Source organism: Microvirga pakistanensis (assembly GCF_004458765.1).
GTDB classification, from domain to species: Bacteria; Pseudomonadota; Alphaproteobacteria; order Rhizobiales; family Beijerinckiaceae; genus Microvirga; species Microvirga pakistanensis.
This window is the reverse complement of record NZ_SPJX01000410.1, coordinates 1-24,698: the sequence shown is the minus strand read 5'-3', so window position 1 is coordinate 24,698 and position 24,698 is coordinate 1. Positions and strand designations below refer to the sequence as shown.

At 62.0% G+C, this 24,698-nt stretch carries 29 protein-coding genes, 1 tRNA gene and 1 pseudogene; 12 read left to right on the top strand and 19 right to left on the bottom strand.

Annotated features, from left to right (window positions below; all coding sequences use genetic code 11):
- Positions 1–646: 646 nt before the first annotated feature.
- The gene (locus tag E4K09_RS19130) at positions 647–1,228 is read left to right on the top strand and encodes a PRC-barrel domain-containing protein (protein ID WP_134499332.1); all 582 of its coding nucleotides are present in this window, start codon (positions 647–649) and stop codon (positions 1,226–1,228) included.
- 245 nt (positions 1,229–1,473) lie between these two features.
- Here E4K09_RS19130 and E4K09_RS30740 read toward each other — a convergent pair whose 3' ends face one another.
- From E4K09_RS30740 to E4K09_RS19080, 11 genes are all read right to left on the bottom strand, one after another.
- Positions 1,474–2,499: a calcium-binding protein gene (locus E4K09_RS30740; RefSeq protein ID WP_134499331.1), complete on the bottom strand. Its 1,026-nt coding sequence runs from the start codon at positions 2,497–2,499 to the stop codon at positions 1,474–1,476.
- A gap of 203 nt (positions 2,500–2,702) precedes the next feature.
- Positions 2,703–2,999: a tyrosine-type recombinase/integrase gene (locus E4K09_RS31140; protein ID WP_425293865.1), complete on the bottom strand. Its 297-nt coding sequence runs from the start codon at positions 2,997–2,999 to the stop codon at positions 2,703–2,705.
- Positions 2,953–3,468 (bottom strand): site-specific integrase, encoded by a 516-nt coding sequence (locus E4K09_RS29290; RefSeq protein ID WP_166802408.1) that lies wholly within the window; start codon positions 3,466–3,468, stop codon positions 2,953–2,955. The genes E4K09_RS31140 and E4K09_RS29290 overlap by 47 nt, the downstream gene beginning before the upstream one ends.
- Positions 3,469–3,578: 110 nt before the next feature.
- Positions 3,579–3,655: transfer RNA gene (locus E4K09_RS19115), tRNA-Arg, on the bottom strand.
- 273 nt (positions 3,656–3,928) lie between these two features.
- Positions 3,929–4,678 carry a pseudouridine synthase gene (locus tag E4K09_RS19110; RefSeq protein ID WP_134499329.1) on the bottom strand — a complete coding sequence of 250 codons (750 nt, stop codon included), beginning with the start codon at positions 4,676–4,678 and terminating at the stop codon, positions 3,929–3,931.
- Positions 4,675–5,580 (bottom strand): class I SAM-dependent methyltransferase, encoded by a 906-nt coding sequence (locus tag E4K09_RS19105; RefSeq protein WP_134499328.1) that lies wholly within the window; start codon positions 5,578–5,580, stop codon positions 4,675–4,677. Before E4K09_RS19105 ends, E4K09_RS19110 begins: the two co-directional genes overlap by 4 nt.
- Positions 5,581–5,672: 92 nt before the next feature.
- On the bottom strand, positions 5,673–5,894 hold the full coding sequence (locus tag E4K09_RS19100) for a hypothetical protein (RefSeq protein WP_134499327.1): 222 nt from the start codon (positions 5,892–5,894) through the stop codon (positions 5,673–5,675).
- A gap of 20 nt (positions 5,895–5,914) precedes the next feature.
- Positions 5,915–6,178 carry a hypothetical protein gene (locus tag E4K09_RS19095; RefSeq protein WP_134499326.1) on the bottom strand — a complete coding sequence of 88 codons (264 nt, stop codon included), beginning with the start codon at positions 6,176–6,178 and terminating at the stop codon, positions 5,915–5,917.
- Between the two features lie 40 nt (positions 6,179–6,218).
- On the bottom strand, positions 6,219–6,497 hold the full coding sequence (gene infA / locus E4K09_RS19090) for a translation initiation factor IF-1 (protein ID WP_134499325.1): 279 nt from the start codon (positions 6,495–6,497) through the stop codon (positions 6,219–6,221).
- A gap of 96 nt (positions 6,498–6,593) precedes the next feature.
- On the bottom strand, positions 6,594–6,803 hold the full coding sequence (locus E4K09_RS19085; protein WP_116528134.1) for a cold-shock protein: 210 nt from the start codon (positions 6,801–6,803) through the stop codon (positions 6,594–6,596).
- A gap of 314 nt (positions 6,804–7,117) precedes the next feature.
- The gene (locus tag E4K09_RS19080; RefSeq protein ID WP_134499324.1) at positions 7,118–7,450 is read right to left on the bottom strand and encodes a hypothetical protein; all 333 of its coding nucleotides are present in this window, start codon (positions 7,448–7,450) and stop codon (positions 7,118–7,120) included.
- Between the two features lie 191 nt (positions 7,451–7,641).
- Here E4K09_RS19080 and E4K09_RS19075 point away from each other — a divergent pair, with 191 nt between their 5' ends.
- On the top strand, positions 7,642–7,926 hold the full coding sequence (locus E4K09_RS19075; RefSeq protein ID WP_134499323.1) for a hypothetical protein: 285 nt from the start codon (positions 7,642–7,644) through the stop codon (positions 7,924–7,926).
- Between the two features lie 4 nt (positions 7,927–7,930).
- On the opposite strand, the gene E4K09_RS19070 is transcribed toward E4K09_RS19075, so the two are convergent.
- Complete coding sequence (locus E4K09_RS19070; protein WP_134499322.1) at positions 7,931–8,878, bottom strand: DMT family transporter; 948 nt, start codon at positions 8,876–8,878, stop codon at positions 7,931–7,933.
- Positions 8,879–9,281: 403 nt separating this feature from the next.
- Between E4K09_RS19070 and E4K09_RS19065 the strand changes: the two genes are divergently transcribed.
- The 3 genes from E4K09_RS19065 to E4K09_RS19055 all read left to right on the top strand — a co-directional run bounded on the left by E4K09_RS19065 (position 9,282) and on the right by E4K09_RS19055 (position 11,628).
- Positions 9,282–9,611, top strand: coding sequence for a septal ring lytic transglycosylase RlpA family protein (locus E4K09_RS19065; protein WP_244610595.1), 330 nt, complete (start codon positions 9,282–9,284; stop codon positions 9,609–9,611).
- Positions 9,612–9,710: 99 nt separating this feature from the next.
- Entirely contained in the window at positions 9,711–10,466 is a 756-nt protein-coding gene (locus tag E4K09_RS19060) for a hypothetical protein (protein ID WP_134499320.1), read from the top strand.
- Positions 10,459–11,628, top strand: coding sequence for a thermonuclease family protein (locus tag E4K09_RS19055; RefSeq protein WP_134499319.1), 1,170 nt, complete (start codon positions 10,459–10,461; stop codon positions 11,626–11,628). The genes E4K09_RS19060 and E4K09_RS19055 overlap by 8 nt, the downstream gene beginning before the upstream one ends.
- Before the next feature lie 54 nt (positions 11,629–11,682).
- Here the strand turns inward: E4K09_RS19055 and minE are convergent, their stop codons facing one another.
- The 3 genes from minE to minC are packed head-to-tail and all read right to left on the bottom strand — an operon-like array spanning position 11,683 to position 13,457.
- The gene (minE, locus tag E4K09_RS19050) at positions 11,683–11,949 is read right to left on the bottom strand and encodes a cell division topological specificity factor MinE (RefSeq protein WP_134499318.1); all 267 of its coding nucleotides are present in this window, start codon (positions 11,947–11,949) and stop codon (positions 11,683–11,685) included.
- Complete coding sequence (gene minD, locus E4K09_RS19045; protein ID WP_134499317.1) at positions 11,946–12,761, bottom strand: septum site-determining protein MinD; 816 nt, start codon at positions 12,759–12,761, stop codon at positions 11,946–11,948. Before minD ends, minE begins: the two co-directional genes overlap by 4 nt.
- Positions 12,762–12,782: 21 nt before the next feature.
- Positions 12,783–13,457 carry a septum site-determining protein MinC gene (minC, locus tag E4K09_RS19040; protein WP_134499430.1) on the bottom strand — a complete coding sequence of 225 codons (675 nt, stop codon included), beginning with the start codon at positions 13,455–13,457 and terminating at the stop codon, positions 12,783–12,785.
- Positions 13,458–13,900: 443 nt separating this feature from the next.
- On the opposite strand from minC, the gene E4K09_RS19035 reads away from it, so the two are divergent.
- Positions 13,901–15,064 carry a TAXI family TRAP transporter solute-binding subunit gene (locus E4K09_RS19035; RefSeq protein WP_134499316.1) on the top strand — a complete coding sequence of 388 codons (1,164 nt, stop codon included), beginning with the start codon at positions 13,901–13,903 and terminating at the stop codon, positions 15,062–15,064.
- Between the two features lie 81 nt (positions 15,065–15,145).
- Complete coding sequence (locus E4K09_RS19030) at positions 15,146–16,642, top strand: hypothetical protein (RefSeq protein WP_134499315.1); 1,497 nt, start codon at positions 15,146–15,148, stop codon at positions 16,640–16,642.
- A gap of 43 nt (positions 16,643–16,685) precedes the next feature.
- Here E4K09_RS19030 and E4K09_RS19025 read toward each other — a convergent pair whose 3' ends face one another.
- Positions 16,686–16,943 (bottom strand): hypothetical protein, encoded by a 258-nt coding sequence (locus E4K09_RS19025; protein WP_134499314.1) that lies wholly within the window; start codon positions 16,941–16,943, stop codon positions 16,686–16,688.
- Positions 16,944–17,313: 370 nt separating this feature from the next.
- On the opposite strand from E4K09_RS19025, the gene E4K09_RS19020 reads away from it, so the two are divergent.
- Together E4K09_RS19020 and E4K09_RS19015 are read left to right on the top strand one after the other, a co-directional pair.
- The gene (locus E4K09_RS19020) at positions 17,314–18,081 is read left to right on the top strand and encodes a sulfite exporter TauE/SafE family protein (RefSeq protein ID WP_134499313.1); all 768 of its coding nucleotides are present in this window, start codon (positions 17,314–17,316) and stop codon (positions 18,079–18,081) included.
- A 115-nt stretch (positions 18,082–18,196) separates the two neighbouring features.
- Positions 18,197–18,634, top strand: a complete 438-nt coding sequence (locus tag E4K09_RS19015) for a hypothetical protein (RefSeq protein WP_134499312.1) — start codon at positions 18,197–18,199, stop codon at positions 18,632–18,634.
- Between the two features lie 109 nt (positions 18,635–18,743).
- Here E4K09_RS19015 and E4K09_RS19010 read toward each other — a convergent pair whose 3' ends face one another.
- Positions 18,744–19,775: a cysteine synthase A gene (locus E4K09_RS19010; RefSeq protein ID WP_134499311.1), complete on the bottom strand. Its 1,032-nt coding sequence runs from the start codon at positions 19,773–19,775 to the stop codon at positions 18,744–18,746.
- Between the two features lie 200 nt (positions 19,776–19,975).
- Between E4K09_RS19010 and E4K09_RS19005 the strand changes: the two genes are divergently transcribed.
- Positions 19,976–21,211 (top strand): YeeE/YedE family protein, encoded by a 1,236-nt coding sequence (locus tag E4K09_RS19005; RefSeq protein WP_204985761.1) that lies wholly within the window; start codon positions 19,976–19,978, stop codon positions 21,209–21,211.
- 60 nt (positions 21,212–21,271) lie between these two features.
- Here the strand turns inward: E4K09_RS19005 and E4K09_RS19000 are convergent, their stop codons facing one another.
- Complete coding sequence (locus tag E4K09_RS19000; protein WP_134499310.1) at positions 21,272–22,171, bottom strand: LysR substrate-binding domain-containing protein; 900 nt, start codon at positions 22,169–22,171, stop codon at positions 21,272–21,274.
- A gap of 96 nt (positions 22,172–22,267) precedes the next feature.
- Here E4K09_RS19000 and E4K09_RS18995 point away from each other — a divergent pair, with 96 nt between their 5' ends.
- Positions 22,268–23,734 carry a catalase gene (locus E4K09_RS18995; RefSeq protein ID WP_134499309.1) on the top strand — a complete coding sequence of 489 codons (1,467 nt, stop codon included), beginning with the start codon at positions 22,268–22,270 and terminating at the stop codon, positions 23,732–23,734.
- A 63-nt stretch (positions 23,735–23,797) separates the two neighbouring features.
- Here the strand turns inward: E4K09_RS18995 and E4K09_RS18990 are convergent, their stop codons facing one another.
- Positions 23,798–24,448, bottom strand: a complete 651-nt coding sequence (locus E4K09_RS18990) for an MBL fold metallo-hydrolase (protein WP_134499308.1) — start codon at positions 24,446–24,448, stop codon at positions 23,798–23,800.
- A 140-nt stretch (positions 24,449–24,588) separates the two neighbouring features.
- Here E4K09_RS18990 and E4K09_RS18985 point away from each other — a divergent pair.
- Positions 24,589–24,698: pseudogene (locus tag E4K09_RS18985) on the top strand (S-(hydroxymethyl)glutathione dehydrogenase); the annotation flags it as partial.

The window sequence follows — 24,698 nt, the reverse complement described above, 5'->3', positions numbered from 1 at the left end:
CTGAATACCAAGTAACCAGATAGAGTGTTTTCGCTTCCGGCGATGAGCTCGCTTCGAAATAAGCTAACTTCCCCTCAGTCGACAGTATCAAGAACGTCCTATGCCTTAAAAGCAACACCGAAGTTTTAATCAGGCGCGTTAATCATCTTTATACTCTGTAGCCGCCTTGCGGAAAGACCTGGAAACTGCTTCATCAAGCTGCGCTATAAAGCGTTGGTGACAACATGTGAACTCCTCAGGAGCAGTCATCAGAGGCGTTCTTACTCGTGGGAGGGGAAAAGCCTTTGCGTTAGCCCTGCGCCTTACATAGTCCGTCTTTGAAGTTAGGCTGAGGCTTAGCTCAATAGCCGTGACCAATCGCCGGATTCAGTTATCGCCTCAATTGATCAGTGCTTAGGTTACGTTAGATCTTCTGAAGCCTTGTTGTACGATTCATGATAGTCGGTTCGAGACAAGTACCTCTGATCATGTCAGTGTACTAGTATGGTAGCAAGTCAAAATACATCTTGAAAAACATAGATGAATATTAGCTTTATCCTAGGGCAACATCCCGATTTCTGGTTAAATCTTCCTGTTTATCTGTTTCTATTTTGGTCATGAATGACTGAGACAATGGTCGTGCGTCTTATCCACTCAAGAGGCACCTATGAGAACCTGCTATGTCTTCCAGTCTGACGCGAACCCCAACCTCTTGGCCTTCACTGACAGTGCAACTGGCGAGAAGGTTCCAGCCGAGAGTGGACCTTGGACATTTGTGAAGGAGGTTCGCCCAGCCGAGCAGTGGACCTTTGGCGTTGGTCGAGCCTTCGTTGCGGCCGGGATGCTAGAGAATGGCTTCTTTCTCTGGGAGGCAAGCGACAACACAGCCACATTTCACCCGATAATCGAGAGCGATAGGATCGAAGGCACGGCTGTGTTCAATCAGCTGGGCAGCCAGATCGGCACCATCAAGCGTCTCCTGATCGAGAAGGTCAGCGGCAAAGTCCTCTATGTTGACGTGACGTTTGGTGGCTTTCTTGGCATCGGGGTTCACCACCGCACCATCCCGTGGGATAAGCTCTCCTATGACAAGGCACTTGAAGGCTACCGCACTGAGATTACCGAGGAGCAGGTCCGAGACGCACCATCGTTCTATGGGTACGAAGGTGACGATCTGGTCTGGCCTGACCGCAACCGCCAGAAGGAACTGAGGGACTACTGGCACGACGATCCAAGAGGTCCATTCTAACGTCTTGTGGGCGCTAATTTGACCTGGGGCAGGATGAGCGCTGAAGGGGCAGCTACCCTGCAAACATCATAGAGCGATCGAATTGCTGGATCCTGTCTGACACCCTGATCAGGCTCAGGGTTATTCTCAAAGTGGACCTGAGTGAGAGGTCAATCGAATTAGTTGCGAACGCAAAAACCCCCACTGGTATGACACGCAGCGGGGGATCTTAGAGGCAGAACGAAGGTGGCTTCTCAGGCTTGATTTCAGACGATGAAGTCCAAATCGTTCAGAACAGGCTTGTTCTTAAGGGTGTACAGGTGAATCGCCGCCTTAGAGCCGGTTCCGTCCGCATCATAGAAGAGCCGTCCGTCATCAGTGTCATACAGGAACTGAGCCTTGGTCGACTTGGCCTTCGGGGTTGATCCAACCTCAAGAGGATTGTTCTGATCGACATTGCTTGCGGTGCTTGCCATATACCCATAGAACGGGCTGGGATCGACGAGGAAAAAGTCCTCTGCACTAAAGTCGGTGATGATGTCCACTTTGGGCGGCAGATACTGGATTGATGACAGATCAACAACGAACTGATCAGCACCCGTTCCGCCTGTGAGAGTATCAGCGCCATCGCCGCCAGCGAGTTGATCGTAGCCTGCCCCACCAATGACAGAGTCATTCTTGTTGGTGCCGAGAATGATGTCATCCCCTGCGCCACCGTCCAGTGTTGCTCCGATCAGACTGGTGGTGTCGTTCCAACCGCCGATGATCTCATCCTCACCAGCAGAGCCAATCACCGACGACCCGGCAAGGAACTTGCCCATGTACACATATGCGCCCTCGAACTGGCCAGCAGTGATACCTTTGTGGCCAATCGCCGTTGCTGTTGATCCGTTGATCTTGGACAGATTGAGCGTGTATTTGATGGCCGTATCTACGTCAAAGCTGCCGATCGACAGGATGTCCAGCCCGCTGCCTCCGAGGGCGCTATCGTTATCGTAAACGACCGCCGTATCGTCTCCGTCGCCGCCCTTCAGGATGTCCCGAACCGTATCAAGCCCTCCATCGAGGAAGTCATTACCGATACCGCCATCAAGATTGTCGATTCCAAAGCCTCCATACAGTTTGTCATTGCCCGTGCCGCCAAAGACAGTGTCGTTTCCGTTGCCGCCAGACAGAAAGTCGTTTCCAGCGCCGCCATCAATGCTATCGTTGGTCAGAAAGCCGTAGATCCAGTCTTTCGTGCTCGTGCCGATCAGTTTCGTGTTGGTGCTTGTTCCACGGATGATTGCCATTCTCGCCCCTAAGGTGTTCCGTCATGGTCCTAGATCGATCTAGGCGACCCGTGACTACATAGCCGAGAACAAACAAGCTGTGCTATAGCGCACAGGTCATATTTCCTAGGAATGCTCGCCAGGACAAGGCAATGTGGCATCTGGGCTCTTCCCAGACCTGCCGCCTTGACCAATGCCCGGATTCGTCTCGTTTCTTTTGACCCCTACCCGACCGTAGCCTTAGCCAGCTTCGCATCTAGTGAGGACAGTATCTCAACCGCCTTGGGAGTGAGCGGGATCGTGCAAGGATGGCCGTTCTTGGTCTTGAGGATGCGGATGGTTGGAGCAGTCATATCGACATCCTTCCATCCAATCGACAGGAGTTCTCCTCTGCGCATCCCGGTCTCGATGGCTAGGGCTATCAAGGGCCGGAGATACCAAGCGGAGTTTGAGTTGATTGCATGGGATAACCGCTCATTGTCCCCCCTCCTCAAGACGCCGTTCTCTCGGCTTAGAGTCACTTGCAAGCTTGATCTGATGGACTGGGTTGATGCGGATAGGCACGTTCCACTCAGTCCTAGCCACTTCGAAGACACGGCGGAGAACCACTAGCTCCCGACGGACAGAGGCAGGTTTAACAGCCTTCAACCGCTCATCTCGGTAGCGAGAAACCAGCTCACCGGACAGGTGGTGAAGCCCAGCGTTAGCTATGCTGTGGCTGAGGAGTTGGCGGAGCCGAGACCGCTCGAACTTAGCACCCCGCTTCTTAGGAGTAATCTCATGCTCATACTTCTTGAGAAGGTCAGCAACGGTCATTCCTTTGAAGTCTCGTATTGTGGTCGGAAGCTCAGCGCGGTCGATCTGCCTCTCCTTATCCCTTGCCCATTCAGCGACATCGGCTCTGGTGGAGAATGTCTTTGTAACAGGCGGGAAGCCTTCTCTGCGCACTTGAACTTGCCAGGAAGAGCCTCTCTTGCGGATGGTCGCCATTCGTCGTGTTTCCGTTCAGCTGTGACAGGGCTGTTACGGATTGGACTTCTTGGCTGTTTGGGAGGCTTAGCCTTTGCGCCTGAAACCCAAGTTATACAAGGGGTTAGGAATGGCGCACCCGACACGATTCGAACGTGTGACCTTTGCCTTCGGAGGGCAACGCTCTATCCAGCTGAGCTACGGGTGCTTTACGGCGGTGGGCCTGATCTCTTCCCTACCCGATTAGCAGCGCCAAGACAACCTCTGACGAGGAAGCCGCCTGAACGGCTTCCTCGTCCCCAACCCATGCACCGGAGCCCGGACCCGGGATGCTTCCGGGGCGCCCGCGCAGGCCAGGCTTCCTTGGCGGTCCGCTGCCGCACGGCATAGCCCCAGGATCAGGACGGAATTTGAGAGGTTCGATGCGATTGAGACTGACCAGATGAACAATTCCGGGACAACCTGGATCGGAGTCTCTCGCCTATGCACCCTTTGCAGGCGGTAGGATTAAGGCCAGATCGGCCTCGCTCAGGACCCTATATTGACCCGGCTCCAGATCGCCCGGCAGGATCAGATCCCCGATCCTGTCGCGATGCAGGGCGGTCACGTGGTTGCCAACGGCGGCAAACATCCGGCGGACCTGATGATACCGTCCCTCGGTGAGCGTCAGATAGGCGCTTTGCTCGGCCAGCGCCTCCAGTCTGGCCGGCAGAAGCGGCTTCTCCTCGCCCTCCAGCATCAGGGTGCCGGCGGCGAAAATCTCGGCCTCGTCGCCGCGCAAGGGGCGGTCGAGGGTGACGTGGTAGCGCTTCGGAAGATGGGTGCGTGGGGAGATGACACGGTGCAGCAGGTTGCCGTCATCGGTCATGAGCAGGAGCCCGGAGGTCTCCTTGTCGAGGCGGCCGATGGTGGAGATCGCCGGGTCGCGGCGACGCCAGCGCTCGGGCAGAAGCCCGTAGACCAGGGGCCCCGCCTCCTTGTGCGAGCAGGTGACCCCCAAGGGCTTGTGCAGCATCAGCGCGAGGCCCGGCGGGGGATCGAGGGGCTTGCCGCGAATGAGCATGCGCTCCGAAAGATCGCGGGTGACAGCCATGCGCTGATCGGGATCCTCGAGCGTTTCGCCGTCGAGGGTGACGAGACCGGCATGGACGAGCTGCTGCACCTCGCGGCGCGAGCCATAGCCCATATTGGCGAGCAGCCGGTCGAGACGAAGCGTGGGGATCTTGCTCATTTCTGGGCCTCGTAGACCTTGTAGCCGGCAGCTTCCGCTCGAAGCGTCACGCGCTTGAACAAGGGCTTCAGCACGCCCTCGTAGGGCAGGTGGCGATTGGCGACGAGCCAGAGGACACCGCCCGGGCGCAGGGACTCGGCCGCCCTGCGGATGAAGCTCTGGCCCAGACTCTGGTCTTCGGCGCCGCCGTCGTGGAACGGCGGGTTCATCGCTACGAAGTCGAGGCCGCTGAGGCGCAGCCCCGAGCGCACATCGGCCCAGCGGATCTCGGCGCGGGAATCCTGAACGTTGCGCGCCGCCATTTCGGTGGCCCGGCGGTCGATATCCAGCATCACCAGATGCGTGACCTTCGGCGAGGACAGGATGGTGCGCGACAATGTTCCGATGCCGCACCCGAAATCGGCGCCCTTGCCGCTCAAGGCGGGCAAGTTCCGTTTGAGGAGGGCGCTGCCGGGATCCAGCCGGTTCCAGCTGAATACCCCGGGCTGCGTCCACAAGCCAAGCCCATCGTCGACACGCGGCGCGCCTTCGGCAAGAGCGCTCTCGATCCCGGCAAGCTGTGGCGGTCTTTCGCACTCACAGATCCGGTGATGCCGTCGGGAGGTTTCCCGGACCTCGCAGCCGAAGCCCTTCAGCTCCTTGCCGAGCCGCGAGCCTCCCTTGTCCTTGGGCGCGAGAACGGTGAGCACTCCCCCGGGAGCGAGCGCCCTCAGGGCCAGAGCGACCGTATAGCGCCGCTCGACCGTACCGGGAGGTGCAAGCAGCACCATTGCGCTCAAGGCGCCCTCCTCTCGGTCCTCCAACCTTCCGGAACCCGGAATCAGGGGAGAGAACTGGATGCTGCCCGCTGGCGCTTCGGCCAGTTCTGCCGGAGGTGTCCCATAGACGCCGGTCACTGTCATGTCTTGCAAAGCTGCTCGGTCCACACTGAACGAGCCGTGTTCTTATTATGCCGCCACCCCGAAGGTAAACGTCAAAACACCCGCCTCACACCTCAGCCGGCCGTGGTGTGAGCCTCCTCCGCAGCAACGGCGCGGATCTCGGATTCCCCGACGGCACGCTCGGTGCCGCTGGTGGTGTGCCGGATCCTGTAGCCGAGTTCTCCATTGCTGCTTTCCGGCATGAGGCGCACGACCTCGTAGACGCCGCCCGTCCGGTCCGCAAAGCTCGCACCGGCGGAGTGGACCAGCTGGCCCAGGGAGTACTTGTGGCTCATGAAGGTCTCCTGTGTAGCGTTCAGTTGAGGGACATCGACCGGGGGACCGTGTGGGCCTTGATCGGCAAAGTATGCTCGACTTCAGCATCGACCTGCTGATCGATGATTTCGGCCAGCACCATCGTGTCCTCCGGCTCCATGGCACTGGCCGGATAGATCTGGAACTCGCTGTTGCTTTCCACAACGATCGCGTCCCGGCCGAACCTCAGCACGCAATTGGTCTGGCGCATGAGCCATTCCGGCACCAGGTCACCAGCCTCGAACGTCCAAGTCTTTTCAGGCATCATAACCTTTCCCTGGGCTCAAATCCTCGACTGATGCGGGTTACCGGCGGCGGAACTGCGGACGGCGCGGGGCCCCCGGACGGGGAGCGCCCGAACCGCTGTCCTTGTGACGGAAGATGAGCCGGCCCTTGTCGAGATCGTAGGGCGACATCTCGACGGTCACGCGGTCCCCCGCCAGCGTCTTGATGCGGTTCTTCTTCATCTTGCCGGCCGTGTAGGCGACGATCTCATGGCCGCTCTCCAGCTTCACGCGGTAGCGGGCATCCGGCAGGATTTCGATGACCTCGCCCTCGAATGTGATCAGTTCTTCCTTGGCCATTGGGAAATTCCTTTCTTCGCAAACAAAAAAGCCGCTCCCGAAGGGCGGCTTTGGCGGGCGGCCTGGGTGAGCCCGCCGCCCGCGGGAGACGGCGCGTCAGGCCGTCTGGATGTTGTTGACCGCGACCTTGCCGGAGCGGCGGTCCTCGGCCGTGTCGAAGGACACCTTCTGGCCTTCGCGCAGGCCGCGGATGCCGGCGCGCTCAAGCGCGGTGGCGTGGACGAACACGTCCTTGTCGCCGTTGTCCGGCTGAATGAAGCCGAAGCCCTTCTGGTCGTTGTAGAACTTCACGGTGCCCGTGATCATGGCAGTCTTCCTTGGTTTGCGTCAGTGCACGTGAGCGTCGGCCCGCGCCAAAGCGCGCCCCTGCTCGGTTCGTCGATGTTTGGGAGAGTGTCTGAACGTGCGCCCGGCATGCCAAGGCGGTACGGCCCGATTGTCCGGCCAAATGTCGATAAGCATCACGTAGTGCCCCAAACCCCAAATGACAAGGCACTCACCGAAAGTAATTCATCGTTCAGTGCGTTCGGCAGCGCCAATAGCCTGGATCGGCATGGAACAACTTTCCCTCAATTCGGGGAAACCGTCCCTTCCTCTGGGGTCGTTCAGACCGCGTGTCCCTAACGACAGACGATGGTGGCGCTCGGGCAGTAGGATTGATAGGCCGGGGTGGGGCAATAGGTCTGCGCGAAGGTCTCGGTGACCGTGCAGGTGACATGCACCCGGTAACCCCGCTGCGGCACGCCGGCGCCCTCATGCAGGACGGAATAGCCGAGCCCCCGATCCGCCAAGCGGGCGATGGCCCGCTCCGGGACAACGGGTACGACGCGGGTCACCCGCGTGGTTCGGGTCACCGTTTGTCGTGTCATGTCAGCAGCATAAGTATTTTCAACCAGCGGCCCCGCACCCAGAAAGCCCGCCACGAGCACGACACCCATTCCCTGCATCTTCATCTCACACCCCTTGCCATTCCATGGCCCAACAGCACAGCCTGTGAGTGAATAAATGCCGGAAGGAGCTTTCGGATCCAGGACGTCTTCTCCACCCTATCCACAGAGCGGGCCGCTCGGGGCACGCTTTAAACAAGCGGTAGGATGTTGTGCGCCATAACCCTTCCGAAACGTCGTGAAGCGAACGGGATACCATGCATCACATCCACCTTGCCGAGGGGTTGCGGCTTCGTTTTCCGGCACGGAGCGTCGATTTCGACCAGGGCGTCGAGGTCGGCATGCTCGCCGCCCTCATGAGCCAGGACGTCACGGAGTTCAGCCGCCGCATCTCGAAGGCCAATCTGGGCCAGGTACGAGCGGTGGCGGAACAGTTCGGCTATCGCCTGGTCGAAGGCGCATCTGCAGAGGATTGCGTCGCGCTTACATTCTACAGCCGCGCAGCGCGCCCGCGTCTGCGCGTCGTGCACTCGGGAGCCTGACCGGTCAGGCTCCCCGGCGCGCCTGCAGCATGCGGACGCGCTCACGATAGGCGGTATAGAGACCGCTCGCGGCGATGATGCCGGCACCCAGGATGGTCCAGCCATCGGGCAGCGCGCCGAAGACCAGATAACCGAGCGCTCCGGCCCAGAGCAGCTGCACATAGGAAAAGGGCGCGATCACGGACGCATTGCCGTGGCGGTATGCCAGCACGACGAGCCACTGCCCGGCAGCGAAGAACACGCCCATGAGAGCCGCAAGCCCCACTTCGCTCCCCGTCGGAGTCACCCAGTTGAAGGGCAACAGAAGGCTCAGAACGAGACAACCCATGATGGCTGAATAGACAAGCGTGGTCAGCGGATGTTCGCTGCCGCTCATCTTGCGCGTCACCACGGCTCCGGCGGCCCAGCTTGTCGCCCCGAGCAAGGGCAGGAGCGCCGTCAGCTGAAAGGCATCCGTACCGGGCCGGATGACGATCAGCACCCCGACGAGCCCGACGAGGGCCGCCGTCCAACGCCGCCAGCCGACCGTCTCGCCCAGGAACAGAATCGAGAGCGCCATGATCAGGATCGGCGAGATGAAGTAGATCGCGGTCGATTCCGCCACCGGCAGGTAACGCAAGCCCTGGGTGAAGAACAAAGTCGAGCCGATGATACCGAAGCTCCGCAGCACTTGGAGGCCCGGACGCTTTGCGCGAAACAACGTTCTGCCGCCGGAGACCATAACCCAGGGAACAACGATGAACGCAAAGGTGACATAACGGAGCCACGCAACCTCGACCGCAGGCAGCGTGGCAGCCAGATGCTTGGTGATGACATCGCACAAGGAGAAGACGATTGTGGATGCCACGAGAAGCAGAATGCCCCGTGCCGGAGATTGAGCCTGCGCATGGAGGGGCTGATCAGCGATCCCGGAAAGAACCTTGCTGTCGGACGTTTTGAAAGCAGCGGTCATGCACGACTCAAAAAAGAGGCCCGCACGCGGGCGCTGCGAGCCTGGAGGCAATGAGCACACCACTAAAGATTCGTTTTCCCCGCATGAGAAGTGCAAAGACCACACCGGCACCATGCTCACAATGAATGGATCCTCAGGACCTGGAAACGATCAGCCTGCAATTCAGCGTCATCAAACAAAGCCTGAGGCTATAATCAGCATAAAGTTACGATATTAACCTCCCACATGAATAACTGTTCAGTATAAATTTGGGGAACTCCGAAGATCATCAACTATGAAGGTCTCATTATCGCCTCATTAAGCTCCATCTTGCGCGCCCTCTACAACAACAAGGGAATGCATTGTGGATCAAAGAAAGGTAACACTTAACCTGGCAGGTCTCCTCCTTTCGGCTCTCGCTGTCTTGCCCGTTTCGACGGCGCAGGCTGAGCCGAAGGAAGAATCCGAAAAAGTCATCCAGGACGGGCGTGCATCCTGGTACGGCCCCGGTTTCCATGGGCGACGGACCGCAAGCGGTGAAACCTTCAATACCAATGACCTGACGGCGGCGCATCGCACCTTGCCCTTCGGCACCCGGGTGCGCGTCGTGAACAAGCGCACCGGAAAGTCGGTGGTGGTGCGGATCAATGATCGTGGCCCCTATGCGCATGGTCGTGTCATCGACCTCTCCCGCGCCTCGGCTGAGGCTATCGGCATCAAGGGCGTCGCTGCCGTCACCGTTGCGAAGCTTTGATCGAGCATCTCAAAGCGGGCGCTCGATGGAACTTGGAACCGTCCAGCCCGCTTTTCCCCGGTCACCTTCTCAACCAGGGAAAGCTGTTCGGAGCATCCCATGCAAGCGCGCCGGTTGCTGACATCGTCGCTGATTCTCGTCCTTCTGGGCGCGGACAGCGGCTCGACAACCTTTGCCCAGGAAGCAAGATCATGGGTCGACCCGCCGGCAAATGGCGGCGCTCCGCAGGCGGCACCGGCGGCACCGCCTGCCGCATCCCCTGAGCCGCCCAGGCTTCCGCCCGTCTCGCCAACGCCGGAAGTGCGTCAGCCGGTGCAGCCCCCGCAAGCCTCGCCGCAACCTTCGCAGCCGGTATCACCTGCGCCGCGTACGAAAGCGGCCGAACCGCGACAATCGCCGTCCTGGGATGAGCGTCGCCTGGCGCGGGCCGAGATGGCGAAGAACTTCGCCATCGAGTATCTGAGTTCATGGTCGGCGCGGAACGATGTCGCACTCGAGGCAACGGCCGAGCTATATGCCCCGCGCGTTCTCTTCCATGGGCGCACTGTGACCCTCGAGCGGCTCTACAGGGAAAAGCAGCGCTTCGTTCGCCGCTGGCCTGAACGCGAGTACCGGCCCCGTTCCGATGCCATGGGTGTCTTGTGCAATCCCGACGGGTCGATCTGCACCGTGCACGCGGTCTTCGATTATACTGCCGCCAATCCGAAGCGCCGCCAGATCTCGGAAGGATCTGGGGCCGTTCGGCTCATCGTGGAATTCATCGGTGAGAAACCTGTGATCGTCGCGGAGCACAGCACGTTGCTCAAGCAGACGCGTAGGCGCACCCTTGCTCTGGAGGGAACCTCGAATGAGTGATGTCACGTCTCTTCGCACCACCTCTGGGAACCTTGGCGATACTCCAATCGGCAACGCCGTGCAGCTGAGAGAGCGGATGCGCGCGCTCATCCATGCCGAGGTTGAAAAAATCAATCCCACGGACGATGCTCGCCGGGCACTGGAACTCATCATCGAATCGTCCCTGCGTCCGTCCAACGCGGATGGCGAACTGAAACTCACCGTGATCGATAGCGCGGGGCAACCGCGCATGGTCGAGAAGAATGGGCAGCAGGTACCCTTCACCCTGCACGACCTCATCGCGGAGCTGCGCACGCTCCACCCGGTTCTGTTCAAATCCCCGCCCCCGCCGAAAGCTGCCGCCGAAGAAATATCTGCAACACCCGAGCCTCCGGCGGCCAAGCAGGTGAAACAGCCTCCGCGCCGGGATTGGCTGAAGCTCGATTCCGGTGAACCGGTGTCCGGAGACGAGCCTGCGCGGGCACGGAGCACGCATGCGCTCACGCATTGGCGCAAGGGCAAGGTTCGCTTCCATGGCTGGTCCAAAAGGGTGTCGCATGCCCTGAGCGGCTCCGAGGCGTCAGGCCTCCGGCACGACCTGACGAACTCCATCGCCGAATCCAAGGCACGCGCTCAGGCTTTCTTCGACCATCTCCAGGACAAGCCCGTCTCCCGCCGCCCAGGCTTTGCGCTGGGCGCTGTGGCGGCGGTCGCGCTGCTGCTGGCCGTGGGAGCATTCTTCCTTCTGCGTCCCGAGAATGCCACCCAGGCGGCTGCCGATAATCCTTCGCAAACGGGCTCCCTCGCGCCGAGCCAGGCTGCATCTGCGCAGACGCCGGTGTCCCGTTCATCGGGAGGTCGCACTCTGCGCGGTGTGCCGGATGTGATCGATACCGCCACGCTGTCACTGGACGGCGAAGTGGTTCGCCTCTTCGGCGTGGAATGGGCGCCCGGCGCAGGCAAGCCCGAAGACCTAACCAGTTATCTCCAGGGGCGCGAAGTGACCTGTGAGCCCGCGGGCGGCAACGACACCTATCGCTGCCGTGTCGGCGAGCAGGATCTGTCGCGGGTCATTCTCTACAATGGGGGCGGACAACCAACCTCCGAGGCGACCCCGGAACTCAAGGCTGCTGCGGACCAAGCGCGCGAAGCGAAGCTCGGCGTGTGGAGCAAGCAGAATTAGGCGCAACGGCCCCCCGCACGGCGGAGGGCCGTCAGAACGATTTTGGAGACGGGGTCAGCGAGCCGCAACCGGAGTGGGACCCGGAATCTCCACTTCGATCTCCAGGGTCGAGATGTCCGCATCGCGGTTCATCTTCACCTGAACGTTCTGGTGCTCGACCGCCACATGGCGGCGAACGACCGCGAGGATCTCCTCGCGCAGCTGCGCGATCAGATCGGGCTTGCCGCCGACGATGCCACGCTCGTGCGCCAGCAGGATCTGCAGGCGCTCTCGCGCCACAGGCGCAGACGTGCGCCGGTTGAAGAAGCTCATGAGGCTCATGCGGCCCTCCGTCCGAACAATTTGCCGAGCAGGCTCTTCTTGTCGCTCGGAATCGTGAGCTCGACGCTCTCGCCCTTCAGGCGGCGCGCAGCGTCGAAATAAGCGCGGCCGGGGGCGCTCGCCGGGTTGTTGAGGGTCACCGGCGAGCCCACGTTCGATGCGCGCAGAACCTCTTCGCTCTCCGGAATGATGCCGATGAGCGGGATGGAGAGGATCTCCAGCACGTCGTCGACCTTCAGCATCTCGCCGCGCTCGGCGCGAGCGGGATCGTAGCGGGTGAGCAGCAGGTGCTTCTCGATGCGGTCGCCCTTCTCCGCCTTCTCGGTCTTCGAATCGAGGAGGCCGATGATGCGGTCGGAGTCGCGCACGGAAGACACTTCCGGGTTGGTGACGACGACGGCCACGTCGGCATGGCGCATGGCCATGGTCGCTCCGCGCTCGATGCCGGCCGGGCTGTCGCAGATGATCCAGTCGAACTTCTCACGCAGTTCGTTGAGCACCTTGGCCACGCCTTCTTCCGTCAACGCATCCTTGTCGCGTGTCTGGGAAGCGGGAAGCAGCGACAGATTCTCGAGGCGCTTGTCCCGGATGAGAGCCTGGGAGAGCTTTGCGTCGCCCTGCACCACGTTGATGAGATCAAACACCACGCGGCGCTCGGCGCCCATGACGAGATCGAGATTGCGCAGGCCGACGTCGAAGTCGATGACGACGACCTTGTCGCCGCCATGCGCCAGCGCCGCGCCCAGAGCTGCCGAGGACGTTGTCTTGCCAACGCCACCTTTGCCGGATGTTACGACCAAGACTTTGGCCATTGTCGTCCCTCTTTCTCTCTATCAATCCAGGGTTTGCAGGATGATCGAATCGCCATCCAGACTCACCTGGATGGGTTGACCATGGAACTTGGTGCCGAGGTCGTCGGCGGTCTTATAGAGGCCGTCGATCGCGATCAGCTCGGCCTCGAACTTTCTGCAGAAGATGCGTGCGCGACCATTGCCCGTGCAGCCGGCGATCGCCCGGCCGCGCAGCGCGCCGTAAACGTGAATGGAACCTCCAGCCACGATCTCCGCGCCCGAGGCGACGGAACCGAGAACCGTCACGTCGCCCTCCGGGTGAAGGATCGACTGGCCGGAACGCACGGAGCCTTCGATCATCAGCGTCTTGTCGGCAGAAGGCTGATGAGCGAACGCGGAGACTGCGGTCGCTGCCATGGCGGCAGCCTGGGCTGCGTCCGGCACGTCGATCTCGCCCGCGGGCTTGCCGCCCGTGATCGGCGGCGGCATGTCGGGCTCGACGTTCTCAGGCGCAGCGCCTTCGAGGCCGATGATGCGGATGTTGCGCATCTTGAACGCGGCCAGGAGAAACTTCAGCTCGGACTTGGAAGGCTTGAGGTTGGACACGTCGGCAATGATCGGACGTCCGGTGAAGAATCCGGGCGAACGCTCCGACACGGCATCGAGATCCTCGAGCCAGTCCCTCAGCGGCACTTCAGGTGCCAGGACCAGGGCCATGAAGGACCTGCCACGGAAGCGAAGTGCGGGACGGGGGCGAACGGCGATGGTCACGGGAGTTCAAATTCCTTTAATACCCCCTGATTTCGAACGCTTATGGTTAATGGACCGTTAAGGAGCGCGCTCCTTCGCTAACAATTTTTTAGTAGCCGACCGGAGATTCCCATTTTTCCCGAAGGGGTATGACGGGATAGCCTTTTAAGAAATTGAGCCGAAGCAAGGAATATAGAGATAATATCTATACCTTTGTGGCTATTACCTAGCACTTCTTGAGTATTAATCCGTCCTCAAAACATAATTGACCGAACCTCTCATGGGCATACGATGCTCGTTCTTTCGCTATGCACTTCGGATACAGCAAGATTCTTTTCATATACAGTATTCGTGAAGCAAAACGATCGAAACGATAAACAGCCGAATGGCTAGTCCAGGGAGGACGAAGTATGGCGGGCCGAGTTCATGATCTTCTGGCCATTCGTGTTCCATCAATCCGGCATGTAATCCGGGTGGGCCTCATTGCTGCGGGCCTTCTCTCCGGCATCGTCGGCGTCTCGGCCCAGACGTTACAGGGCTTCAACGCATCGCGCGCCAACAAGGGCACCTTGGGCGTCATCTCTGGCGGCGCCGACGGCACCTATATCCGGATTGCGGCCGATCTCGCGAACGTGCTCGACAACGAGGACTTGCGCATCTTGCCGATGATCGGGCGCGGATCGCTGCAGAACCTGAAGGACATCATGTTCCTGCGCGGCGTCGACATCGGCATCGTGCAGATGGACGCGCGCGAGCAGTTGAGGGCGGAGAACCTCCAGGACGACGCCGTGCAGCGCTTGCGCTTCATCACGCGTCTTTATAACGAGGAGGTTCATATCATCGCGAACCGCGAGATCACGGACATCCGTCAGCTCGAAGGCAAGAAGGTCAATATCGACAAGGCCGGAAGCGGCACCAACCTGACCGCGCGCCTCATCTTCGACAAGCTGGGGATCAAGCCCGAGATGACGACCTTCGATCAGGCTTCGTCCTACGCGAAGCTCAAATCCGGAGAGATCCAGGCGGCTCTCTACGTCGCCGGACGCCCCGTCCGGGCGATTGCGGAGTTTCAGACCGAGGGACGTTTCCACCTCCTCTCGATTCCGTTCGAGGGCGAGATCGCCGAATCCTACTTCCCGGCCCGTTTCGAGAATGCGGATTACCCTCAGCTGGTCGAACAGGACAAGACGGTCGACACCCTCGCGGTCGGGAGCCTGCTCGCGGTGTACAACTGGCCCGAGAACACCGACCGGTACAATCGTGTGAAGCGCTTCGTGGACGCGTTCTTCTCCCGGTTCGACGAATTCCTCCAGCCGGGCCGGCACCCGAAGTGGAAAGAGGTCAATCTGGCGGCGGACGTTCCCGGCTGGCAGCGGAGCAGGGCCGCGCAGGATTGGCTGGACCGGGCCGTGGCCGCCAGCAGGCCCTCGCCCGAGGCACAGACCTTCGAGAGCTTCATGCAGAGCCGGGGCATGGTGGTCTCGCCGGAACAGCGCGAGGCACTCTTCCGCGATTTCCTCGCCTGGCGGAACGACCGCCAGAGGGCATCCCGACGGGTGACCCGCCAGGATTGATCCAACACTCGAAGACGCGACAGCAGGACCGAAGCGAAGGCTCATGAACGGGCCTTCGGCCACCACCCGAGGAGGTCCGACATGACACGGCGCAATCGTCCCAAACTCCTGAAACCCGCAACCGGATGGCTGGCGCTCCCGTTGATCGGCCTTCCGCTTCTGGGCCCCGGCTTCGCCGAGAGCCTCCCCGCTGGACGCCTCGACGAGCCCGTAAGCCACGGACCCTCGGACGTGGCGGAAAGCGCCAACGACCTATCCGCCGCGCTCCCATTCCTGATCACCTCCTTCGAGCGGAGGCGGCTTGCGGCAGAGCTTCTCGACTCCATCGAACAGGGCAACCTGAAAGGCGCCGAACACAGCCTCAATGCCGCGATTGAGACCGGCACTCTCGCGATTGCTCTCATCGACCGGCTGAACGATCCGAACCTGCTCTCAAGCCTGAAAGGTCTCGACCTTCAGGATGCGCGACGATCGAACGCCGCTCGGGAATGCCCCGCGCCTGCCGCGATACCCGCATCCAATGTGGCGCAGTTGCAGGAAGCCCTGGATCACGAGGCCGCCTACAGCGGCATGGTGACACGGACGCTGACCGATCTCATGGGACAGTACAACGCCCTCACGGCCCGCCGGGACGCGGACGCGTCCGAGACCCTGCTCAAGGTTTCTCAGCTTCAGAATGCCCTGCAGCAAGAGCAGCAGAAGCGTGAGGCGATTGTGAGCGAACTCGCAACTCTGCAGGCGGAGCATCATGCGCTCCAAGCCTCGGCGCAGTCGAAGGACGCACGGACATCATCGCATGTTGCGGATCTGGAAGCCCTGCTGCAGCGGGAGCGAGAGCGCAGCGAAGACGCCGAACGCCAACTCGCCAGCGCCCGGGAGGAGGCCCGCAACCTGCTGGCCTTCAAGGACAGCCAGCTTGAGAACGAGGCCGCATCGGCCGTTCGGATCGCCGAACTGGAAGAAGCCCTGTCGCAGACGCGAGCGAGAAGCGACGACTTTGCGCAAAAGCTCGCCGCCGCAACCGGCGCGCTGCGATTGCTCCAGGAGGCGAACAACCGAAAGCCGAAGCCTCTGATCTCCGAATCCGTACCGGTGGAAGCGGAGGACATCGCTCCGCCTCAGGAGGACATACCGGCCTCCGCCAAGCCTGCATCCGCGCTCCCCTTGGGGGACGGCGCCCCGGTAGAAGTCGCTCAATTGTCCGGAGGCGCGCTCCCCCTGTCGGCCAGCATTGCGCCTGCCCCCGCTCCTGTTGAGGTGGAAGCGCCGCCGGCCAGGGATTCCAAGGTCATCCCCGCCCCGCCCGCGATCAAGCCGGAGGACCGGCTCACGGCGCGCGCGGAGGAACTCCTTCGAAAAGGCGACGTGAGCGGCGCCCGTCTCCTGCTCGAACGATCCCTCAACAGCGGCAACGCAAGGGCTGCCTTCCTGCTGGCCGAGACCTTTGACCCCCATGCTCTCACCAGGCTCGGAGCGCTGGGCATCCGGGGTGACGCGGACAAGGCCCGAAAGCTCTATGAGCAAGCCCAGGCGCTCGGGATGTCCCAGGCTTCCGAGCGATTACAGGCATTGAAATGAAGTTTCGCCCAGGAGCATCGCTCGGCCGGACGCCGAGGGCATCCTAGAAAGGCACCCACTCGCCGTTTTCGGTTAGCGTCTCGACGGCCCGCTCCAGAGCGGTGCCGGCATCGAGAAGCTGCTGGGCGGTCTGCTGAATCGGCAGAGACGGGCCCGAAAGGGCGGCCACATGTTCGGTCACGTCCCGCACGCGCTCGATGAGATCGATGAGATCGGCAGCCAAAGCGGCACGCTCCTCCGCCTCGGTGACGGCGGACCTGGCCTGTTTCAGGCGCGGGGCGAGGGGAATGACGTTCGACATGTGTTCTAAAATCCGCTTTCGCGGGCCGAAGAGCAATGGACGCTCGCGCTGCGATCCACAGGAAAGCAGCGGCTTTTCCACACGAAGGCGCTCCCGACGGCTGATTTCGGCTCCTTGGATCCTTGGATTGGCCGCCGGTCGCGGGCGCATCGCAAGCCAATCCCGGATCCAGGTGACGCCGGTGCTCAAGGGCATTGTTCGGCGAAGTGGCTCCGCTTCGCCGTCAACAAATGCGGCAGATCAAGGAAAAGAGCTGTTTCCCCGGCAGGGAAAACAGCTCTAGACATTCGCCCTATGGGCTTTGCAAGCGCCAGCGTGCTATCTGCCCCTCTCGTCTTCCTCGCCCTCTTTTCAGCAGACAGATCGGATCATGGAACTCACCACTGCGGCGCTTCTGGCAGCTTCAGGTCTTGCGGCAGGTCTCGTGAACGCCATCGCAGGCGGCGGCACCTTCTTCACGTTCTCGGCTCTTGTCGCGGCAGGCCTCCCTCCGGTGGTGGCCAATGCCACGAGCGCGGTGGCGGTGACGCCCGCCAACCTGTCGAGCGCCTGGGCCTATCGCCGCGAGCTTGCCGAGAACGCCCGCCGCTTTGCGGCTCTGGGCGCGGTGAGCCTCATCGGCGGCCTGGGCGGCGCCTATATCCTCACCGTTACGAACAACGAAGCGTTCCGCCTCCTCGTGCCGTGGCTTCTGCTGTTCGCCACCGCGCTCTTCGCCGCAAGCCCACGCATCGTGGCGCTGGCCCGCCGCATCGGGAAGAGCGAGGGCAGCCATCCCTCCACCCGCGCCTGGGCGGCGGGCCTCGCCTTCCAGACGCTCGTTGCCGTCTATGGCGGTTTCTTCGGAGCGGGCATGGGCATCGTCATGCTGGCGGCGCTCGCCATCACCGAAGGTGATGATTTCCATCTCATCAACTCGGCCAAGCATCTCTGCTCCACGCTCATCCAGCTCGTCGCCGTCGTGCTGTTCATCGCGGCAGGTCTCGTGAGCTGGCCCGAAACGCTCATCGTGGGCGCTGCATCCGTGGTCGGCGGCTATCTGGGCGTCGTGTTCGGACGCCGTCTGCCGGCGAGCGTGATCCGCTGGCTGGTGATTGCGGTGGGCGCTGCGCTGACACTGTATTTCTTCGTTCGCTGACGGTGCGCGAAAAGTTCGCGCGTAAGGGCGCATTTCTTCCACGCTGCCCGATTCACGCCACAACAATCCCGCTTTCTGGCGCGGTTCGAATCCAATTCTTTCAGAGGATGATCTCGTGGCTGAAACACAGAAACTTGCAGAACTCAGCAGCACGCAGTCGGTGAGCGCTCTCGGCCTGCGCTGGGCCGCCTTGCGCGGCATGCTGAACTCGCCGCTGATCGCCGCCGAGGAACAGCGGGCGCTTCGCGATGAGCTTCTGGTTGAGCTCGCGACCGTCGAGCAGGATTTCAGCACATTGCAATCCCGTAACCCGATGGAGATTTCGGCGAAGGTCGACATCGCCAAGTCCGCATTGCGAGACAAGATCGACGCGAGCGAGATATGGATGATCGACCTCCTCGAGAGCATCCAGGCGGACCTTCAGAACTTCACGGGCGTCCCAAAGAACGGATCGACTCAGGCGCCGCGTCCTCCGGTCAATCTCTCCCGCACGCATCCACAGCGGCCTGATGAGAACGAGAACGCCGAAACCAGTACGCCGTCGGCCGCCTGAATCTGCAAACGATCCCGAGCGCCGCACCCGCCTTCTCCGCGGGCGTGGCGTTCGTTTTGCAAGACCTTAGAGCATTGTTGGACGCGGAAAGCCGGGTCTGCACGAGGCGTTAGACGAGGCCCGGATCGATCGCGCTCCTGCGTTCCAGCCACGCAGGCACCGGCAGATTCTTCTCGCGCAGGAAGTCCGGGTTGAAGAGCTTCGACTGATAGCGCGTGCCGTAATCGCAGAGCACGGTCACGATCGTGTGCCCAGGGCCGAGATGCCGCGCCAGCCGGATCGCACCCGCAACATTGATCCCCGACGACCCGCCGACACATAGCCCTTCGTGCTCCAGAAGATCGAACACGACAGGCAGCGCCTCCTCGTCGGGGATCTGGAATGCCACGTCGATGGGCGCACCTTCCAGGTTCTTCGTCACCCGCCCCTGCCCGATGCCCTCGGTGATGGACGTGCCGGTTGCCTTGAGTTCGCCCGTGTTGACCCAGTTCGCGATGGCCGAGCCCATGGGATCGGAGAGCGCGATCGATATGCCGGGATTGCGTTCCTTCAACGCGATGCCGACCCCGGCCAGCGTCCCACCTGTGCCGACGGCACTGACGAAGCCGTCGACCTTGCCGTCCGTCTGGTCCCAGATCTCCGGTCCGGTCGTTTCCATATGCGCCTGCCGGTTGGCCACATTGTCGAACTGGTTCGCCCAGATCGCCCCATTGGGCTCCGATGCCGCAAGCCGCTCCGCCAACCGGCCTGAAACCTTCACGTAGTTGTTGGGATTGGCGTAAGGCACCGCCGGCACTTCGATCAGTTCCGCGCCGGCCAGCCGCAGCATGTCCTTCTTCTCCTGACTCTGCGTCTCGGGGATCACGATCACCGTCCTGAACCCCAGGGCATTGGCCACGAGGGCAAGCCCGATCCCGGTATTGCCGGCCGTGCCTTCCACGATGACGCCGCCGGGCTTCAGCGCCCCGCGCTTCACCGCATCCTGAATGATGAAGAGCGCCGCCCGGTCCTTCACGGACTGGCCGGGATTCATGAATTCGGCCTTGCCGAGGATCGTGCAGCCGGTGAGTTCCGAGGCACGGCGGAGCTTGATGAGGGGCGTGTTGCCGATGGCGGCGGGGACGTCGCACTTGATGGACATGGCTGCGCTCGTTCCTTGAGGTTTCAGCGGCGGAGCATCGGACGGAGGACGAAAGGACGCAATTCGTTGCTATTCCACACCCAGATATCGCTATTATTTATCATAATACAAGTGTTGACGTTCTTTAAAAAGAACCACATGTTCATTTTGCGGATCCTCAGATCACATTCCGCTTCTATCGACACAGCAAGGAACCTTCCATGTCCAGCTCTGCCGTGGCTTCGCCTCTTTCCGCTGGGAACCGGGCGGGCTCGACCCTCAGCGCCCCAGCCTCCCTGGCGGCTGCCGCCGGCATCATCGGCGGCGCAGCTCTTCTCGGGGCTGTCATCAATCCCAAGCAGGCCACGCTCTACGTGCTCGGCGCGGCGCTCGGCCTCGTGCTCTATCATGCCGCTTTCGGCTTCACCTCCGCGTGGCGCGTGTTCATCGCCGACCGGCGCGGAGAAGGTCTCCGCGCGCAGATGGTGATGCTCGCGATCGCCTCCATCCTGTTCTTTCCCGTCCTCGCCTCCGGCACCCTCTTCGGCCAGCCCGTTGCCGGCAACGTCTCGCCCGCAGGCGTCGGCGTGGTGTTCGGCGCCTTCATCTTCGGCATCGGGATGCAGCTCGGCGGCGGCTGCGCCTCCGGCACGCTCTATACGGTGGGCGGCGGCTCGACCCGCATGCTGATCACGCTCGCCGCCTTCATCGCCGGTTCCGCCGTCGGCGCGGCGCACCTGCATTGGTGGACGGCGCTGCCGAGCCTGCCCAAGATCTCGATCATCGAGCTCTGGGGGCCCTGGACCGCGCTGGCCGTTCAGCTTGCCGTCTTCGCGCTCATCGCCGCCGTCACGGTGGTGTTCGAGAAGCGCCGTCACGGCCGGCTGATCCAGGCAGCCCCCTCGCCCCGCCACGGCCTCGCCCGCTTCCTGCGCGGTCCCTGGCCGATCGTGGCCGGCGCGGTGGCGCTCGCCCTGCTCAACTTCGTGACGCTCTATCTCGCGGGCCGCCCCTGGGGCGTGACCTCCGCGTTCGCCCTCTGGGGCTCGAAGATCGCAGCCGCCATCGGGTTCGACGTGGCGAGCTGGCCCTATTGGTCCTCGCCGGCCCGTCTGGCGGAGCTCAACGGCAGCATCTTCAACGACGTCACGACCGTGATGGATTTCGGCATCATCCTCGGCGCCCTGCTCGCGGCGGCGCTCGCGGGGCGCTTCGCACCGGTTTGGAAGGTCCCGCTCCGCTCGGCCGTCGCAGCCATCGTCGGCGGCCTGCTTCTCGGCTATGGCGCCCGTCTCGCCTATGGCTGCAACATCGGGGCCTATTTCTCCGGAATCGCCTCGGGCAGCCTGCATGGCTGGATCTGGCTCGTGGCGGCCTTCGCCGGCAACGTGATCGGCACCCGCGTGCGTCCGCTCTTTGGCCTGGAGGTGGAGCGCGTGAAGCTCACGGGCTGTTAGGCTTGTCGCTTCCCACACAGAGAGGCTTCCCGATGCGCATCGGGAAGCCCGTTTCATCCTCTATGCCGTCTGAGATTGCCGTAGGCTCTTGATGAGATCGGCGAGAGCCAAAAAGTCCTTTTTCCGTCCTGACGTTTTCCGCCACACGAGGCCCAGGGTACGCTTGGGCGGATCGTTTGGAAACGGAATGAGAGTCACGCGCCGGCGATCGACCTCGGCGTCCGCGCACAGTTCCGGCAGAAGCGTGATGCCATGCCCTGCCGCCACCATCTGCATGATGGTGGTGAGCGATGCGGCGCCGAGGGATTTTCGCGCCTGCATGCTGGCCACCTGGCAATATTGAAGCGCCTGGTCACGCAGGCAATGCCCCTCCTCCAGCAGAAGCAAACGCTCCTGACCGATCCATTCCAGCAGGTTCTCGGAGGCCCATCGATGAGCGGCTTGAGCCTGCACCGCCACGAGAAAGCGGTCGTCGAAGAGCGGCACGGCTTCGAGCTGTGCATTCTGCACCGGCAAGGCGATCAGGATCGCATCGAGATCGCCGCGCAGGAGTTCGTCCACCAGCATGTCCGTCTGCGTCTCGCGGATCTGGAGATCGAGGGCAGGATAGCGCCGCTGCACCTCCGAGAGGATCGCGGGCAGGAGATAGGGCGCGACGGAGGGGATCATTCCGAGACGCACGGGGCCGGAGAGCACGCCCTGATGCTGACGGGCGAGCGCCGCCAATTCACGCACCTGACCCAGGATCGCCTCGGCCCGCTCGGCGATCTCCCGTCCGGCGCGGGTGAGCACGACGGAATTGCCGCGCCGCTCCACGAGCTCGACGCCGAGCTCCCGCTCCAGCTCCTTGATCTGCATGGAGAGCGCAGGCTGCGTCACGGCGCAGTGATGGGCCGCCACGCCGAAATGCTGCGCGCGAGCGAGCGCGTCGAAATAACGTAGCTGACGAAGTGTGACCATGATGCTGATCAGAATATCTGATCGCTCTTTCTAATCAATCCAATTTGACCTTATCGAACCTTCCCTGCATGGTGCGCCCACACAACGGGGACGACCATGACGAAGACAACGACTCTGACCACCACGGCCGGTGCGCCGATCGCCGACAACCAGAACAGCCTGTCGGCCGGCGAGCGCGGTCCGCTGCTGCTTCAGGATTATCAGCTCATCGAAAAGCTGGCGCACCAGAACCGCGAGCGGATCCCGGAGCGCGTGGTGCACGCCAAGGGCTCGGCGGCCTACGGCACGCTCACCATCTCCAACGACATCACGAAATATTCCAAGGCGAAGGTGTTCTCCGAGATCGGCAAGCAGGCGGAGGTGTTCCTGCGCTTCTCGACCGTTGCCGGCGAGCGCGGCGCGGCGGACGCCGAGCGCGACGTGCGCGGCTTCGCCTTGAAGGTCTACACGGAAGAGGGCAACTGGGACATCGTCGGCAACAACACGCCCGTGTTCTTCATCCGCGACCCGCTGAAGTTCCCTGACTTCATCCGCACCCAGAAGCGTCATCCCTCCACGAATCTGCGCTCGCCCACGGCCATGTGGGACTTCTGGTCGCTCAGCCCCGAGAGCCTGCATCAGGTGACGATCCTGTTCTCGGACCGCGGCCTGCCGCAGGGCTACCGCTTCATGCACGGCTTCGGATCGCATACCTATTCCTTCATCAACGAGGCAGGCGAGCGCTTCTGGGTGAAGTTCCACTTCAAGTCCATGCAGGGCATCAAGACCTGGACCAACCGCGAGGCCGAAGCCGTCGTGGCCAAGGACCGCGAGAGCGCCCAGCGCGATCTCTACGAGGCCATCGAAGGCGGCGACTTCCCGCGCTGGAAATTCTGCGTGCAGATCATGCCCGAGACCGATGCGGAGAAGACCTCGTACAACCCCTTCGACGTCACCAAGGTGTGGCCGCACGCGGATTACCCGCTGATCGAGGTGGGCGTGCTCGAGCTCAACCGCAACGCTCAGCACTACTTCGCGGAAGTGGAGCAGTCCTCGTTCTCGCCGTCGAACATCGTGCCGGGCATCGGCTTCTCGCCCGACAAGATGCTGCAGGGCCGCATCTTCGCCTATGCGGACGCGCACCGCTATCGCGTCGGCACCCATTACGAGGCGCTGCCGGTGAACCGTCCGCGCTGCCCCGTCCATCACTACCATGCGGATGGCGGCATGCTGTTCGATATCCCCAACCGGGGCAATGCCTATTACGAGCCGAATTCCTTCAACGGACCGGTGCAGACCGCCCGCGCCGCGGAGCCGCCGCTCAAGATTTCGGGCAATGCCGATCGTTACGATCACCGCGCCGGCAACGACGACTACAAGCAGCCGGGCGACCTCTTCCGCCTCATGACGCCGGACGAGCAGAGCCGGCTCATGGACAACATCGCGGAAGCGATGCAGGGCGTGCCGGAGGAGATCGTGAAGCGCCAGATCGTGCACTTCTATCTCGCCGACAAGGCCTATGGTCTCGGCGTCGCGGAGCGCCTGGGCCTGAAAGGCGCCGTCCTGATCCAGGCAGCCGAATAAACAAAGCAAGCCGTAGGGGCGATCAGAAGCGGCCCGGGAGCGATCCCGGGCCGTCCTTGTTTCTCAGAGCAGCCCCTCACCCTGAAGGAAGGGATTGGTCTGGCGCTCCTGCCCGATGGTGCTCATGGGACCGTGACCGCAGATGAACGCGATGTCGTCTCCGAGCGGCAGGAGCTTGTCCTCGATCGAGCGGATGAGGGCCTTGCCATCGCCGCCGGGAAGATCCACGCGCCCCACCGAGCCCTGGAACAGCACGTCGCCCACGATGGCGAACCGCTCGGCCTTCGAGACCAGCACCACGCTGCCGGGCGAATGTCCCGGACAGTGCAGGACGTCGAGGGTCAATTCTCCGATGGTCACGACGTCACCCTCGTCGAGCCACCGGTCCGGCGTGACGGCGCGCGCAGGGATCCCGTAAGCCTGTCCCTGCTCCGCGAGGCGCTGAAGCAGGAAATCGTCCGCCTTGTGCGGGCCTTCGATCTTCACTCCGAGCTCATCGCGCAGATCGGCCGCTCCCGCCGCATGATCGATATGGCCATGGGTGAGCAGGATCTTCTCCACGGTGACGCCGCTCTGCGCGATCGCATCGCGCACACGCTCCAGGTCGCCGCCCGGATCGATCACGGCGGCCTTCCTGGTCTTCTCGCACCACAATAACGTGCAATTCTGCTGGAATGGCGTCACGGGAATGATGGCGGCGCGAACATTGGGCACGGGCGGATCCTTCGATTGTCGAGGCAACACATATGACCCGCAGGCTCTCCTGGAAACCCCGCGATCGAAGGCTGCCGTCCATTGACCTTCCGTTAAGCCGGTTCACATATTCCAGCATCGAATCGCATGGGGAGGACGAGATGGAGACGCGGGCGGCGGTTGCGTGGGAGGCTGGCAAGCCTTTGACGATTGAGACGATCCGGCTGGAGGGTCCGAAGGCGGGCGAGGTTCTGGTGGAGGTGATGGCCAC

What these genes read in the sequence shown, in the direction of transcription:
- E4K09_RS19130 (WP_134499332.1), top strand. Translation starts at nt 647, where the DNA reads ATGAGAACCTGCTATGTCTTCCAGTCTGACGCGAACCCCAACCTCTTG.
- E4K09_RS30740 (WP_134499331.1), bottom strand. Translation starts at nt 2,499, where the DNA reads ATGGCAATCATCCGTGGAACAAGCACCAACACGAAACTGATCGGCACG.
- E4K09_RS29290 (WP_166802408.1), bottom strand. Translation starts at nt 3,468, where the DNA reads ATGGCGACCATCCGCAAGAGAGGCTCTTCCTGGCAAGTTCAAGTGCGC.
- E4K09_RS19110 (WP_134499329.1), bottom strand. Translation starts at nt 4,678, where the DNA reads ATGAGCAAGATCCCCACGCTTCGTCTCGACCGGCTGCTCGCCAATATG.
- E4K09_RS19105 (WP_134499328.1), bottom strand. Translation starts at nt 5,580, where the DNA reads ATGACAGTGACCGGCGTCTATGGGACACCTCCGGCAGAACTGGCCGAA.
- E4K09_RS19100 (WP_134499327.1), bottom strand. Translation starts at nt 5,894, where the DNA reads ATGAGCCACAAGTACTCCCTGGGCCAGCTGGTCCACTCCGCCGGTGCG.
- E4K09_RS19095 (WP_134499326.1), bottom strand. Translation starts at nt 6,178, where the DNA reads ATGCCTGAAAAGACTTGGACGTTCGAGGCTGGTGACCTGGTGCCGGAA.
- infA (WP_134499325.1), bottom strand. Translation starts at nt 6,497, where the DNA reads ATGGCCAAGGAAGAACTGATCACATTCGAGGGCGAGGTCATCGAAATC.
- E4K09_RS19085 (WP_116528134.1), bottom strand. Translation starts at nt 6,803, where the DNA reads ATGATCACGGGCACCGTGAAGTTCTACAACGACCAGAAGGGCTTCGGC.
- E4K09_RS19080 (WP_134499324.1), bottom strand. Translation starts at nt 7,450, where the DNA reads ATGAAGATGCAGGGAATGGGTGTCGTGCTCGTGGCGGGCTTTCTGGGT.
- E4K09_RS19075 (WP_134499323.1), top strand. Translation starts at nt 7,642, where the DNA reads ATGCATCACATCCACCTTGCCGAGGGGTTGCGGCTTCGTTTTCCGGCA.
- E4K09_RS19070 (WP_134499322.1), bottom strand. Translation starts at nt 8,878, where the DNA reads ATGACCGCTGCTTTCAAAACGTCCGACAGCAAGGTTCTTTCCGGGATC.
- E4K09_RS19060 (WP_134499320.1), top strand. Translation starts at nt 9,711, where the DNA reads ATGCAAGCGCGCCGGTTGCTGACATCGTCGCTGATTCTCGTCCTTCTG.
- E4K09_RS19055 (WP_134499319.1), top strand. Translation starts at nt 10,459, where the DNA reads ATGAGTGATGTCACGTCTCTTCGCACCACCTCTGGGAACCTTGGCGAT.
- minE (WP_134499318.1), bottom strand. Translation starts at nt 11,949, where the DNA reads ATGAGCCTCATGAGCTTCTTCAACCGGCGCACGTCTGCGCCTGTGGCG.
- minD (WP_134499317.1), bottom strand. Translation starts at nt 12,761, where the DNA reads ATGGCCAAAGTCTTGGTCGTAACATCCGGCAAAGGTGGCGTTGGCAAG.
- minC (WP_134499430.1), bottom strand. Translation starts at nt 13,457, where the DNA reads ATGGCCCTGGTCCTGGCACCTGAAGTGCCGCTGAGGGACTGGCTCGAG.
- E4K09_RS19035 (WP_134499316.1), top strand. Translation starts at nt 13,901, where the DNA reads ATGGCGGGCCGAGTTCATGATCTTCTGGCCATTCGTGTTCCATCAATC.
- E4K09_RS19030 (WP_134499315.1), top strand. Translation starts at nt 15,146, where the DNA reads ATGACACGGCGCAATCGTCCCAAACTCCTGAAACCCGCAACCGGATGG.
- E4K09_RS19025 (WP_134499314.1), bottom strand. Translation starts at nt 16,943, where the DNA reads ATGTCGAACGTCATTCCCCTCGCCCCGCGCCTGAAACAGGCCAGGTCC.
- E4K09_RS19020 (WP_134499313.1), top strand. Translation starts at nt 17,314, where the DNA reads ATGGAACTCACCACTGCGGCGCTTCTGGCAGCTTCAGGTCTTGCGGCA.
- E4K09_RS19010 (WP_134499311.1), bottom strand. Translation starts at nt 19,775, where the DNA reads ATGTCCATCAAGTGCGACGTCCCCGCCGCCATCGGCAACACGCCCCTC.
- E4K09_RS19005 (WP_204985761.1), top strand. Translation starts at nt 19,976, where the DNA reads ATGTCCAGCTCTGCCGTGGCTTCGCCTCTTTCCGCTGGGAACCGGGCG.
- E4K09_RS19000 (WP_134499310.1), bottom strand. Translation starts at nt 22,171, where the DNA reads ATGGTCACACTTCGTCAGCTACGTTATTTCGACGCGCTCGCTCGCGCG.
- E4K09_RS18995 (WP_134499309.1), top strand. Translation starts at nt 22,268, where the DNA reads ATGACGAAGACAACGACTCTGACCACCACGGCCGGTGCGCCGATCGCC.